This is a genomic window from Streptomyces novaecaesareae (assembly GCF_000716875.1).
GTDB classification, from domain to species: Bacteria; Actinomycetota; Actinomycetes; order Streptomycetales; family Streptomycetaceae; genus Kitasatospora; species Kitasatospora novaecaesareae.
This window is the reverse complement of record NZ_JNWQ01000076.1, coordinates 19,415-32,579: the sequence shown is the minus strand read 5'-3', so window position 1 is coordinate 32,579 and position 13,165 is coordinate 19,415. Positions and strand designations below refer to the sequence as shown.

The following is a 13,165-nucleotide window of genomic DNA, read 5'->3' as shown; positions in this document are numbered from 1 at the left end:
CCCCTCGCGCTTGCGGTCTTCCATCGCGGCCTCGGACAGCTTGTCGTCGGCGCGGGTGGCGCCGCGCTCGGTGAGGCGGCTGGCGGCGATCTCGGCGATCACGGCCTGGATGGTGGTGGCGTCGGAGTCGACGGCGCCGGTGCAGGACATGTCGCCCACGGTGCGGTAGCGGACCATCCGCTTCTCCAGCTGTTCGCCGTCCGTCGGTCCGCCCCAGTCCCCCTCCGTCAGCCACATGCCGCTGCGGAGGAAGACTTCACGCTCGTGCGCGTAGTAGATCTCCGGCAGTTCGATCCGCTCGCGTTCGATGTACTGCCAGACGTCCAGCTCGGTCCAGTTGGACAGCGGGAAGACCCGCACGTGCTCGCCGACCGCGTGCCGGCCGTTGTACAGCGACCACAGCTCGGGGCGCTGGCGACGCGGGTCCCAGGCGCCGAACTCGTCGCGCAGCGAGAAGACGCGCTCCTTGGCGCGGGCTTTCTCCTCGTCCCGGCGGCCGCCGCCGAACACGGCGTCGAAGCGGCCCTTCTCGATCGCGTCGAGCAGCGGGACGGTCTGCAGCGGGTTGCGGGTACCGTCCGGGCGCTCGCGCAGCACGCCGCGGTCGATGAAGTCCTGGACGTGGGAGACGTGCAGGCGCAGGTTGTGCTCGGCCACGACGCGGTCGCGGTAGGCGAGCACCTCGGGGAAGTTGTGCCCGGTGTCGACGTGCAGCAGCGAGAACGGGATGGCGGCGGGCGCGAAGGCCTTGAGCGCCAGGTGCAGCATCAGGATGGAGTCCTTGCCGCCGGAGAACAGGATCACCGGGCGCTCGAACTCCCCCGCGACCTCGCGGAAGATGTGCACCGACTCGGCCTCCAGCGCGTCCAGGTGCGACAGCGCGAACGGACGATCAGCCGCAGTCATACCAGCCCCCTCTTCTTCAGCAGCGCGAACAGGTCCCCGGCGGATTCCTCGACGCGCTGCAGGTGCGTCTCGATCCGCAGGTCCGGATTCGTCGGAACCTCGTACGGGTCGTCGACGCCGGTCAGGCCGGAGATCTCGCCGACCGCCTGCTTCGCGTACAGTCCCTTCACGTCGCGCACCGAGCACACATCCACCGGTGTGGCCACGTGCACCTCCAGATAGGCCGTGCCGGAAGCATCGTGGCGCCGGCGGACCTCCTTCCGAGCGTCCGCGTACGGCGCGATGACGGGGACCAGCACCGTGACGCCGTTGCGTGCCAGCACCTCGGCGACCAGGCCGATCCGCTCGACATTGGCGTTACGGTCCGCGCGGGAGAAACCGAGCCCGGCCGACAGGAAGGCCCGAATCTCGTCCCCGTCGAGCACCTCGACCCGGCGCTGTTCCTCGCGCAGCCGGTCCGCGACCGCCCGGGCGATCGTCGTCTTCCCGGCGCTCGGCAGACCGGTCAGCCAGACCGTGGAACCCGGTCGGCAGGTGCAGAACTCGGGCGGGTTCATCCGTCGCTCCTCGCGTTCGCGGAGGCGATCCAGTCCTCGACGGCCGCCCGCAGGACGGCGCGGGCGTGCCGGAACTCGGCGGCGTGGATCTCCTCGTGGGGGGTGTGGTCGAGCTTCGCGTCCCCGGGGCCGTAGGCGACCATGGGGACTCCGTGCCAGCTGGTGGCGAGGGTGTTCATGTCGCTGCTCCCCTTCTTCACCAGGAAGCGGGGGCTCAGCTCCGCCGACCTGAAGGCCCGTGAGAAGGACCGCACCAAGGGGCTGGAGCGCGGTGTGGTGACTCCGGGGGTCGCTCGCAGTACGTCGAGCCGGACGGGTTCGGTGACCAGCCCCCGGAGCAGCTCCAGCAGCTCGTCGACGGCGAGCTGCGGGGGGACCCGGACGTCCACCACGGCCTCGCCGATCTGCAGGTCGCCGTGGTTGCGGGCGTGCACGCCGAGGACGGCGGTGAGGGCGTCCGGGGCGAGCTGTGCGACTTCGCGGCGCACGGTGTCCAGGACCTCGACCATGCGGTCTCCGGCGGTACGGACGTCCTTGCCGGCCGTGTGCCCGGTGTGTTCGGAGACGCTCAGCCGGACCTTCACCAGCCCGAAGTAGCCGATGGTCAGCGCCCCGGCCCCGCTGGGCTCGCCGATGACGACGGCGTCGGCGGGGTAGTGGTCGCGGGCGAAGAACGCGCCCGCCGCGGTGATCTCCTCCTCGACCGCGCCGACCACGCGGACCTGGACGCCCGCGGGGACGTCCAGTTCGGCGAGCGTCTGGAGGTAGGTCACCAGGCTCGCCTTCGCGTCGACGCTGCCGCGTCCGGTGAGCACCTCACCGTCCCAGCGGGCCGGCCAGCGGTGCGGCACCGTGTCGATGTGGCCGAGCATCAGCAGGCGATGGGGGCCCGAGCCCCGGGTGGCGACCAGGTTGCCCGCCGCGTCGACGTCCGCGGATATGCCGTGCTCGGTGCACCAGCCTGCCAGGAACTCGGCTATCTCCCGCTCGTCACGGGACACGGAGGACAGTTCGACGGCACGGGCGAGCAGGGTGAGGTCCGGCGCGGGGGCCGGGGCCCGCCAGAACCAGGTGCCGCCCGCGGGGGAGAGGGTGTGCGGTCCGGTGACGGCGACGTCGCAGGTGCCCTCCAGGGCGCTCTCCGCGGCCCGGACCTTCTGCCGCATCCGGCCGCGGGCGAACTGCTGTCCCTCGCCCCAGGTGGCGTGGCGCAGCGTGCTGGTGGGGTCCGCGGGGTCGGTGAGCAGGCCGGCCGTGCCGGTGACGAGCCGGAGGTGGTCCGCGTCCAGGGCCTTGGCGACCGCGGCGGCCAGCATGTCGGCGTCCACGTTGAGCGCGGTGCCGCCGTCGATGTCGGCGACCGGCGGGGCCAGACAGACCACGTCGAAGGTGTCCAGCAGGCTGGTCAGCCGGTCGGCGTCGACCTCGGACACGGTGCCGGCGCGGTGATCGCGCACGATCCGGGTGCGTCCGTCCTCGGTGGTGCGCAGGGGCGCGTTGGTCTTCGCCCGTACGAGCGAGCCGGCGCGGGCCACGGTGGCGAACACCGACAGCCCCCGGGCGGTCAGTTCCTCCTCGATACGGGGCAGGGTGATCTGTTCGTAGGCTGCGATCAGGTGCGGTAACTCCTCGGGCGGGCAGTAGCGGACCTCGTCACCGTTGCGCAGCGTGAGGTGCCGGACGGGCCGTCCGATCGTGCGGTAGTGCTCCGCGATTCCGGCGGCGCCGCCGGCGACCACCAGCAGTCGTGCGCCACGTCGGTGCAGGCCCGTGATCTCGTCGAAGACCGCGGGGTGTTCCAGGCTCGCGCTGCCGAGCTTGACCACGTACAGCGCGGCCCTCCGAGCGCTGGCGACTTCTCCCAGCTCGGACATCCGAAGGCTCCTTTGCTTCAGTCAACGTATGTGATGGCAAGTCAGTCGATCGCGGTCGTCATCGCCTGGTTCCGGCGACGGGCCGCGATCGTGCCGGTGAACAGCGAGCCCAGCACCGCCACCGCGGACATCAGGAACGTCGCGGTGTAGCTCACCTCGGCGAGCGCACCGCCGAGCAGGCCGGCCACGCCGACGGCCACGTCGAAGAACGAGGTGATGGCGCCGAGCGCGGCTCCGCGCTCGGCTTCCGGCGCGGTGTCGATGGTGATCAGTGCCAGGGCCGGGTACAGCAGGGTGAAGCCGCCGCCCGAGATGAGTGCTCCGAGGCCCGCGACCCAGAGCGTCGGGGCGAACGCGATGAGGACCATGCCGACCGCCTCGACGGAGGCCGAGACGACGATGACGGGCAGTGCGCCGATCCGGTCCGGGAAGCGGCCCGCGACCAGCCGGACCAGCACGTAGGCCACACTGAACAGGCTGATCAGCGCCGAACCGTGGCCGATGCCGCGCGAGGTGAGCGCCAGTGCGCCGAAGCTGGCGACCGCCGCGTAGCCGAACGCCCCGCAGCCGAGCGACAGGCCCGGAAGCACGGCCGGCCGGGGCAGGAGCTTGGTCGACACCCCGTTGCTGCCGAGCGGCTTGCTCGACGGGAGGAAGGACAGCACCAGGACGGCGGCGGCCGGCAGTACGGCCACGCTGATCCACACCGCGGTGTACGAGCCGAGGCGGAAGACCGCGTCCCCCGCGATCGGACCCACCGTCAGACCGGTCCACATCGCCAGCCCGTAGAAGCCGACGATCTGGCCGCGCCGGTCCACCGGCGTCAGGGCCACCGTCCAGACCGAGCCAGCTGTGAACAGCAGAGCCTCACCGACGCCCATGACCAGCCGGGCGCCGAACAGACCGGGCAGCCCGAACGGTAAGGCGTACAGGGCTGCGACCACCACGATCAGCGCCGCGCCCAGCATCATCACCGGCCGACTGCCCCGCCGCTGGGCGAGCTGTCCGGCGAACGGCCGGACCAGCAGCGCCACCACACCGGAGAGCGTGAAGGTGACTCCCACCTCGAAGGCGGAGCCGCCGAGCTTCTCGGTGACCAGGTGCGGGATCACCGGGATGACCATGCCGAACGACGCGAAGGTGCAGAACAGCGCGGTGACCACGCCCGCGAATGTCCGCACCCAGGATTCCGTCCCGGACAGGCCCTGGGAGCTGTCGGCTCCGATGGACGGCAGCGTCGACCTGTTCATGACCCCACCTCGTAGCGGTCGTACATGCGCTTCTCGCTCTCTCCTCAGCCGATGCCGCGGGTGTTGCCCCCGTCGGCGACGAGTACCGTGCCGGTGACGAAGGCGGCCTGCTCGCTGGCGAGGAACGCCGCGAGCGCGCCGAAGTCGTCCGGTCGACCGATTCTCCCCAGCGGAAGTCCCGCGGCCACCCGGGAGATCTCGGTCTCCACGTCGGCACCGTACTGCTCGTCGAGCGCGGCCGTGCGGTGGAAGCCGGGAGCGAGCACGTTCACGGTCACGCCGGCGGCGCCCAGGGAATCCACGAGCCCCTTGACGAAGCCGAGGACACCCAGTCGTGCCACGGACGAGAGCCCGCTGCCGGGGTGCGGCTGGCGCACCGCCTCGGAGGTGATCATCAGGATGCGTCCCCAGCCGGCCGCGGTGAGGTGGGGCGCGGCGGCCAGGGCGAGCGCGACGTGGGGCAGCAGGTTGTCGTTGACCGCCTGCCGGTACTGTGCGACGTCGAAGGCGTCGACCGGACCGAACGGCACACCACCCGAGTTGGACACCAGGACGTGCAGCGCGCCGAATTCCTCGGCCGTGTGCTCCACCCAGTCCGCGCAGGCGTGTTCGTCGCGCAGGTCGACGGCGGTGGCGAGGACCCGGCCCGGGCCGAGCTGCTCCAGCTCCGCCCGGGCTCGGGCCAGCCGGTCCGGGTCACGGCCGCAGATGGAGACGTGCGCGCCCTCCGCGGCGAGGGTTCGGGCCACCGCCAGGCCCAGGCCACTGCTCGACCCGGCGACCAGGGCGACCCGCCCCCGTAGTCCGAGGTCCATGGTCTCTCTCCTTTCGTTCGTGACTCGGTGTCGCGCCCCCGACTACGGGCGGCCGGGGAACAGGGGGTAGCGGTAGCGGGGCAGCAGCGGCGCGGCCATGGCCGTCGCGGACGCGATGTCCCGGCCGGACAGCTCGGTGCGCCAGCGGTCGTCCGGGAGGATGGCGGTGGCGCCCTGACGCAGCCGGTCGGGGTTGCCGGTCACGGTGTGGTTGATGCCGAGGTGCACGATTCCCCGGTCGTCCACGGGCGGTTCGTCGTCCAGCCCGGCGAAGCGGATGATCTCGCCGATCACCTCACGCGGACGCCGGCAGAGGTCCTCGTGCCGTACCCGCAGGTACCGGCCCGGCGCGGCCTCGCCCACCAGTTCGGAGGCCAGGTTGAACGCGGTCCAGTACCGGCTGCTCCGAGCCGGGCTCATCGGGTCGATGTACTGCTTGACCCGCCGGTAGGAGTAGGCGGTCGCCCGGGGGTCCCGCACGATGTGCAGGACCCGCACGTCCAGGTCGCCTCGGCCCAGCAGTGCGGCCGCCTCGGCCGGGTACTTCGAACCGTCCACCACCAGGCGCTCGCCGCCGCGGATGGCGAGCGCCTGGTAGAGCCGGGCCGTGCTGTCCAGCAGCCGGCCGAGACCGGGGGCCTGAGCGGTTCGACCGGTGGCCTCGGCCAGCCGGTCCCGGGTGTGCCGGGTGCGCAGCAGGGCGTGCTGGCTCATGACCGTCCGGCGTGCGGCCGCCTGTGAGGTGTCGGCCCACGCGGTGTCCAGCGTCGCCGACCAGAGCGGGCACTCGCGCAGCGCCAGCCCGCAGCCGCATGCCGAGTTGGTGCCGGAGGACAGGACCCCGTTCTGCCACAGGTAGTGCAACTCGCCGGCGTGCAGTACACCGGGGAGTTCGTTGAGGACGTTGCCCACCAGCGTGCTGCCGCTGCGCATCCAGCCGGTGATGTACAGGACGGGTACGGGCCGATCGGCCATCGGGTTCGGGTCTTCCTTAGGTGTTGTCATCGTCGTCCTTCGGACCTCAGCTCTGCGAGAGCAGCAGGAAGTGCTGCGGCAGGTGGACCGCCAGTCCGACCCGGGTGGTGGCGCGGATGAGGTCCGAGCCGTCCGGCCCGGTGCCGCGCAGGAGTTCGAGCGAGGCGACGCCCGGGACGAGCAGCGTCGCGGCGGCCCGGAAGTCGCCGAGCAGCACCTGATCCGGGGCGATCATGCGGGTGCGGGAAACGGTGATCCCGGTGCGGGCCAGCGTCTCCAGCACGCCGGCCGCGGCCAGCGCCCAGTACCGGCGCGGGTGGACGACCATGCCGTCGCAGGAGCCGCCGGTCTCCTCGACCTCGGCGGCGGCGGCGGTCAGCACCTCGGCCGGGTCGCCGTCCAGCGAGCCGTGCCGGGAGCCGGAGAGGCCGAGCAGGCCGGGTATCGCCTTGTCCTCGCTGCCGTGCAGCAGTGCCTCGTTCTCCACCGCCGACAGCCGCACCAGCACGCGGTAGTCGATGAACGCCGCCAGCAGCGCGGGTTCGTCCAGCAGGCCGTCGGGCAGCGGGACCGAGACGGTGAGGTCGGTCAGCTCGGCCTTGCGCAGGTCGGGCGCGAACGCGGCCTCGGGAGTGGTGGCGTACGAGGTGCCGGAGGCGCTGAGGCGGTCCGCCGGCGGCTCGTGGACGTAGGCCACTTGGCGGTCCGGGACGGTGGCCGTCTTCAGCAGATGGCGGACCGCGTACCGGGGGCGGGTGGCGAACAGTGGGAAGACGGCAGGCAGATGAGCCCGGAACGGCACGACGAGGTCCTCGTGGGGGCGGACGCCCCCGAGTGACCAGGCGAACTCCTGGCCCGGGCTGCGCTCTTCGAGGCCCGGGTCGGAGAGGGTCACGCGTACCCCCTGGTCGACGACCGGACTGGCGGTTGCTCCCCGCATGTCAGCTCCTTGCGGATTGAATATCGGCGGAAGGCCGACGGCTAAATCTGATTCGTGGTCAAGGAGCCTACGCAGCTCGGCCGGATTTTGGCAGGTCATCGCGGTGACGGAATTTTATGAGGCGATAATCGCGACCTTATCCAGTCTGCGATAACGGCCGCTGATCGGACCGAGAAGAAAGTGTGTCTGGAGTGCCGGGCATTCTGTGGTTAGTGTTCCAGAGGTCCGGCCGGCGGTGGTCGCCGCAGCGGACCGATCCCATTCCCATTCGTTCCCAGGAGGAGTCATGTCTGTCGCAGTTTGCCCGGAGTGCGATGCCGAGGTGGCGGTCGACGTCGGCACCCGCGTCGCCGAGATCATCGAATGCGGCGACTGCCGCGTCGAGTTGGAGGTCATCGGGATGGACCCGCCGGTGCTGTCGCAGGCGCCGGAGGTCGAGGAGGACTGGGGAGAGTAATGGCTTCTCCAGAGCAGGTGTTCACGCTCCTGGCCTCCCGGGTACGCACCGAGGAGAAGCTCATAATGGCTGCCTTCGAGCGCCATGGGGCGTCGTTCGACCACATTGACGCACGGAATTTCTTCATCGTGTCGGGCGGCCTCGGGCCGGCTCCCCGAGTCGTGCTCAACCGGGAGATCGGACAATTCCGGGCCGGTTATGCCGCTGGTGCTCTGGAGAACGCCGGCGCGACGGTGGTGAATTCTGCCGCCGCCACGGCCGTGTGCGGCGACAAGTGGCTCACCACCGAGGCGCTGCGGAACCGGGGGCTGCCCACGCCCCGGGCTGCGCTCGCCCTGACCCCGGAGGCCGGTCTGGCCGCACTGGAGGAGATCGGCTACCCGGCGGTGATCAAGCCGCTGGTCGGCTCCTGGGGGAGACTGGTGACGCCGGTCGCGGACCGGCAGACCGCCGCCGCCGTTCTGGAGCACGTGGCCGCACTCTCCTCCCCGCAGTCCCACATCGTCTACGTGCAGCAGCTCGTGCCCAAGCTGGACCGGGACATCCGCGTCATCGTCGTGGGCGGCGAGGCGCTGGGCGCCACCTACCGCCGCAGCCCCGAGTGGCGGACCAACGTCGCCCGGGGCGGCGTCAGCGAGTACTGCGAGCTCGGCCAAGAGAACGCCAAGCTCGCGGTCGCCGCCGCAGAGGCGGTCGGAGCGGACATCGCCGGCGTCGATCTCGTTGAGGACGGCGACGGGCGGGTGTCCGTCCTGGAGGTCAACCACCGGGTGGAGTTCGCCGGCTTCCAGGCCGCCCAGGGCGACCGGGTCGACGTGGCGGACCGCATCGTGCGACACCTGATGACCCGGGCCGCCTCGTGAAGCGGGTCGCGCTCCTCGGCGGCGCCGGCTACATCGGCGGGGAGCTGCTCCGCCTGCTGGTCGGCCACCCCGAGGTGGAGCTGGCCGCGGTCACCTCGCGGACCTTCGCCGGCCGTCCGGTCGACGGTGTCCACCCGAATCTGCGCGGACGGACCGCGCTGCGGTTCTGCGATCCGGGAGAGCTCGGCGACTACGACGTGCTGTTCCTGGCGACCGCGCACCGGGAGAGCATGCGCCTGATGCCGGACCTGCTGGGCCGCGCGTCGACGGTCATCGACCTGTCCGGCGACTTCCGGCTGAACTCGCCGGACACGTACGCCGATTACTACGGCCTCCCGCACGAGGCGCCGGAGCTGATCGACACCTTCGTGCAGGGGATGCCGGAGCTCCACCGCGAACGGCTGCGCTCCGCCGACCGGATCAGCGTGCCGGGCTGCATGGCGGCGGCGGGGATCCTCGCTCTGGTCCCGCCGACCGAGGCGGGTCTGATCGAGGGCGAGATCACCGTCGACGCGCGGACCGGTTCGAGCGGATCCGGAGCGACCGCGGGGGCGGGCAACCTGCACGCCGAGCGCAGCGGTGCGCTGCGCGTCTTCGCGCCGAACCGGCACCGGCACGAGGCGGAGATGGCCCAGGCCACCGGCGCCACCGTGCGGATGACCGCCACTGGCGTGGAGGCCGTGCGCGGGGTCCAGGTGCTGTGCCGGGTGAAGCTCGCGGACGGGGTGGACGAGCGCGCCCTGCGGGCCGTGTACCGCAAGCGGTACCGGGACGAGCCGTTCGTGCGCGTCGTCGCCGAGCGGCGCGGCCAGCACCGGCTCCCCGACCCGAAGATCCTTTCGGGCTCCAACTACTGCGACGTGGGGTTCGCCGTCGAGCCCGGCTCCCCGCACGCCCTGCTGATCGCGGCCCTGGACAACTTGGTCAAGGGGGGAGCGGGCAATGCCGTCCAGTGCATGAACATCCGGTTCGGCTGGCCCGAACACCTCGGCCTGGAATTCACCGGCCTGCACCCCAACTGACGCCGCACCAGTGAGAGGAAGACAGAGATGAGTGGTGTCCTCGCCCCGCCCCGCGGCACGTCCGTGGCCGGCGTGGCAGAGCTGGAGGCCGCCGCCCGGAACGTCCGCGAGCACATCGTCGACATGTGCGCGGGCCAGGAGGGCGGGCACCTGGGCGGATCGATGTCGCTGGTGGAGATCCTGGTGGCGCTCTACTTCGACGTCATGCGCATCGACCCGGCGCGGCCCCGCGATCCGGACCGCGACACGCTGCTGCTGAGCAAGGGGCACGGCGGCATCGGTCTCTACGCGGCCCTCGCCGAACGCGGCTTCTTCCCGGCGGCGCAGCTGGCCGGGTACGGCGGCTCCGGCAGCGAGTTCATGGCCCACCCGCACCCCGAGGTCCCCGGAGTGGAGATGCCCACCGGATCGCTCGGCCACGGCCTGGCGCTCGGTGTGGGTTCCGCGCTCGCCGACCGCCTCGACCGCAGCGACCGGCGCACCTTCGTCATCATGGGCGACGGTGAGCTCCAGGAGGGCTCGGTCTGGGAAGCGGCGATGGCCGCGAGCGGCCACGGCCTGGACAACCTGACCGCGGTGATCGACCGCAACGGCCTGCAGATCACGGGCCGGACGGAGACCGTGGTCGGCCTGGAGCCCCTCGCCGAGCGGTGGCGGGCCTTCGGCTGGAGCACCACGGAGGTGGACGGGCACGACCTGGGCGCGCTCACCTCGGCGCTGAGGGAACCCCCCGAGCCGGGCCGTCCCACGATGGTGATCGCGCGCACGGTCAAGGGCAAGGGGCTGCCGTTCATCGAGGGCCAGGCCCGCAGCCACTACGCACGGCTCGGCGAGCGCCAGCACCGGCGTGCCCTCGCGGTACTGCGTGCGTGCGGTACGGAGGGAGGGAAATGACCACGGCGACGGCCCCGCTGTCCTCACGTGAGACGTACCGTGACGTCCTGCTGGAGCTGATGCCGGCCGACGAGCGGCTGGTCTGTCTGGACAGTGACACCGGACTGTTCAACGGCGCCGACTTCGGCACCGCCGCAGAGCGCTACGTGAACCTCGGCATCGCCGAGCACACCCTCATGGGCGCAGCCGCGGGGCTGGCCAGGAAGGGCCGCATCCCGTTCGTCAACACGATGGCGGCCTTCGCCTCCACCCGGGCGCTGGAGGCCGTGAAGCTCGACATCGCGCTGAACGGCCTGCCGGTGCGGATCGCCGCCACCCACTCGGGGGTCTCCGCTGGCCACCTCGGCCCGACGCACCATTCGCTGGAGGACCTCGCGGTCATGCGTCTGCTGCCGAACATGACGGTCGTGGTGCCCGCCGATGCCGCGGCGACCGCGTCGCTGCTCCGGCAGAGCCTCCACCTCCCGGGCCCCGTCTACCTGCGCCTCGGGCGGAACGCGACCCCGGACCTGCCGACGGACGCCCCGCCGGTCGAACTCGGCCGGATCCAGGTGCTCCGCCGGGGTGACGCCGTCACCCTGGCCGCCTGCGGACCGTACCCGGTGCACGCCGCGCTGGCCGCCGCCGACCAGCTGGCCGCGGCCGGCATCGAGGCGACCGTCCTGAACGTGCACACCGTCAAGCCGCTGGACACCGCGACGCTGCTGACCGCGGCCGAGGTCACCGGGGCGGTGGTCACCGTCGAGGAGCACTGGCGCTCCGGCGGCTTCGGCAGCGCCGTGGCCGAGGCGCTGGCGGAGCGCTCGGCCACGACCGTCCGGCGGATCGGGATGCCTGATGCCTTCGCCTCCGTGTCGGGCGGTCACCAGTACCAGCTGGAACGGGCCGGCATCACCGCCCGGGCCGTCGTCGAACAGGCCAGGGAGGCGCTCGGTGTCTGAGCGGACAGAGCAAGGAAGGACACAGATGGCGATCGACACGGCCGTTTCGGAGCGCTACCGCCAGGAGGGCTGGTGGCGCGACGAGACCATTCTCGACGACCTCCGGCGGGCCGTCGAGAAGCACCCCGGGAAGACCGCGGTCGTCACCCGGTACACCGACGGGCGGCCCGCCGAGGCACTGACCTACGCCGAACTCGCCCAGCACGTCGAGCGGCTGGCCGCGGCCCTTGTCGGGCTTGGCGTCCAGCCCGGTGACGTCGTCACGCTGCAACTGCCCAACTCCTGGCAGCTGATCGCCCTCTGCCTGGCCTGTGCCCGGGCCGGTGCCGTGGCGGGCCCGGTCGTCCCGATCATGCGCCGGCGCGAACTGGAGTTCATGACCCGGCTGACCGGCAGCCCGGTCTACGTGGCCGCGGCGGAGTACCGGGGCTTCTCGTACGCGCGGCTGGGTGCGGAGGTTGCCGACGCCGTCCCCACGCTGCGCCACCAGGTGTTCATCGGCGGCGCCGGGGGCGAGGGCGCGCTCGACTTCGACCGCGACCTGCTCGGCAGGACGTGGGAGGAGGAGCACCCCGCCGCCGAACTCGACCGGCGCGAGAGCGGGCCGGACGACCCCGCCCAGGTGATGTTCACCTCCGGGACCACGGGTGAGCCCAAGGGCGTCGTGCACAGCCACAACACGCTGTACGCGATGAACCGGGCGCAGGCCGACCTCCTGCGGCTGACACCGGAGGACGTCACGGCCATGGGCTCGCCCACCACCCACCAGGGCGGCTACACCTGGAACTTCGTCATGCCGCTGCTGCTCGGCGCGACCTGCGTCCAGGTGGACGCCTGGGACCCGGAGATGATGCTGCGGACCCTGGAGGAGGAGCGGGTCACCTTCTTCATGGGTGCCCCGACCTTCCTCGTCGACCTGACCGAGGCGCAGCGCACCGGCCCGCGCGACCTCTCGGCGCTGCACACCTACGCCGTCGGCAGCGCCCCTGTGGCCCCCGTGGTGGTGGAGCGCGCCCAGGTGATCCTCGGGTGCCGGGTATACGCGCTGTGGGGGATGACCGAGAACGGCTGCGTCACGGTCACCCGGCCCGAGGACCCGCCGCTGCGGGCCGCCGAGAGCGACGGCACGCCCGTCCCCGGGATGGACGTCCGGGTCGTCGACGAGCGGACCGGTCTGCCGGTGCCCTCCGGCCAGGCCGGCCTGCTCCAGGTCCGCGGTGCGAGCCAGTGTCTCGGCTACCACCGGCGTCCCGAGGTCTACGCCGCCTCGATGACCCCGGACGGCTGGTTCGACACCGGGGACCTCGCCCGGGCCGACGGCTACGGAGGCATCCGGATCGTCGGCCGCTCCAAGGACGTCATCTCGCGCGGTGCGGAGAACATCCCGGTCGCCGAGGTCGAGGCGGCCCTGCTGCGGCACCCGGCCGTCCGCGACGTGGCCGTGGTCGGCTATCCGGACGAGCGGCTGGGTGAGCGCGCCTGTGCCGTGCTGATCGCCGCCGGCGCCGCGCCGTCCCTGGACGACCTGCGGGCGCACCTGGACGGGCTGGGCATGGCCAAGCAGTACTGGCCGGAGCGGGTCGAGGTCGTGGCGGCCCTGCCCAAGACCCCCTCCGGAAAGATCCAGAAGTTTGTGCTGCGCGAGCAGCTGCGATCGCACTGACAGGAGCG

13 protein-coding genes are annotated in these 13,165 nt (G+C 71.9%); 6 read left to right on the top strand and 7 right to left on the bottom strand.

Annotation, left to right across the window (positions count from 1 at the left end):
- From cysD to OP86_RS25165, 7 genes are all read right to left on the bottom strand, one after another.
- Positions 1 to 906: sulfate adenylyltransferase subunit CysD (gene cysD / locus OP86_RS25195; RefSeq protein ID WP_030260645.1), on the bottom strand; the 906-nt coding region annotated here is incomplete at its 3' end.
- Entirely contained in the window at positions 903 to 1,463 is a 561-nt protein-coding gene (cysC, locus tag OP86_RS25190; protein ID WP_030060702.1) for an adenylyl-sulfate kinase, read from the bottom strand. The genes cysC and cysD, both read right to left, overlap by 4 nt.
- Complete coding sequence (locus OP86_RS25185; protein ID WP_051830574.1) at positions 1,460 to 3,337, bottom strand: M20/M25/M40 family metallo-hydrolase; 1,878 nt, start codon at positions 3,335 to 3,337, stop codon at positions 1,460 to 1,462. Before OP86_RS25185 ends, cysC begins: the two co-directional genes overlap by 4 nt.
- 41 nt (positions 3,338 to 3,378) lie before the next feature.
- A complete protein-coding gene (locus tag OP86_RS25180; RefSeq protein WP_051830572.1) occupies positions 3,379 to 4,587 on the bottom strand; it encodes an MFS transporter in 1,209 nt (402 codons plus the stop codon).
- Between the two features lie 44 nt (positions 4,588 to 4,631).
- Positions 4,632 to 5,402, bottom strand: coding sequence for an SDR family NAD(P)-dependent oxidoreductase (locus tag OP86_RS25175; RefSeq protein ID WP_030060699.1), 771 nt, complete (start codon positions 5,400 to 5,402; stop codon positions 4,632 to 4,634).
- A 42-nt stretch (positions 5,403 to 5,444) separates the two neighbouring features.
- Positions 5,445 to 6,377 (bottom strand): sulfotransferase, encoded by a 933-nt coding sequence (locus OP86_RS25170; RefSeq protein ID WP_030060698.1) that lies wholly within the window; start codon positions 6,375 to 6,377, stop codon positions 5,445 to 5,447.
- A gap of 46 nt (positions 6,378 to 6,423) precedes the next feature.
- Positions 6,424 to 7,317, bottom strand: a complete 894-nt coding sequence (locus tag OP86_RS25165; RefSeq protein ID WP_030060697.1) for a family 3 encapsulin nanocompartment shell protein — start codon at positions 7,315 to 7,317, stop codon at positions 6,424 to 6,426.
- A 286-nt stretch (positions 7,318 to 7,603) separates the two neighbouring features.
- On the opposite strand from OP86_RS25165, the gene lysW reads away from it, so the two are divergent.
- The 6 genes from lysW to OP86_RS25140 are packed head-to-tail and all read left to right on the top strand — an operon-like array spanning position 7,604 to position 13,157.
- Positions 7,604 to 7,774 carry a lysine biosynthesis protein LysW gene (lysW, locus tag OP86_RS34370; RefSeq protein WP_063832457.1) on the top strand — a complete coding sequence of 57 codons (171 nt, stop codon included), beginning with the start codon at positions 7,604 to 7,606 and terminating at the stop codon, positions 7,772 to 7,774.
- Positions 7,774 to 8,637: a RimK family alpha-L-glutamate ligase gene (locus OP86_RS25160; RefSeq protein WP_030260641.1), complete on the top strand. Its 864-nt coding sequence runs from the start codon at positions 7,774 to 7,776 to the stop codon at positions 8,635 to 8,637. The genes lysW and OP86_RS25160 overlap by 1 nt, the downstream gene beginning before the upstream one ends.
- Complete coding sequence (gene argC, locus OP86_RS25155; RefSeq protein ID WP_030060694.1) at positions 8,634 to 9,659, top strand: N-acetyl-gamma-glutamyl-phosphate reductase; 1,026 nt, start codon at positions 8,634 to 8,636, stop codon at positions 9,657 to 9,659. Before OP86_RS25160 ends, argC begins: the two co-directional genes overlap by 4 nt.
- A gap of 27 nt (positions 9,660 to 9,686) precedes the next feature.
- Complete coding sequence (locus OP86_RS25150; protein WP_030060693.1) at positions 9,687 to 10,553, top strand: transketolase; 867 nt, start codon at positions 9,687 to 9,689, stop codon at positions 10,551 to 10,553.
- Positions 10,550 to 11,494 carry a transketolase family protein gene (locus tag OP86_RS25145; protein WP_030060692.1) on the top strand — a complete coding sequence of 315 codons (945 nt, stop codon included), beginning with the start codon at positions 10,550 to 10,552 and terminating at the stop codon, positions 11,492 to 11,494. Before OP86_RS25150 ends, OP86_RS25145 begins: the two co-directional genes overlap by 4 nt.
- A 25-nt stretch (positions 11,495 to 11,519) precedes the next feature.
- Entirely contained in the window at positions 11,520 to 13,157 is a 1,638-nt protein-coding gene (locus OP86_RS25140; protein ID WP_033333299.1) for an AMP-binding protein, read from the top strand.
- The last annotated feature ends 8 nt before the right edge of the window (positions 13,158 to 13,165 follow it).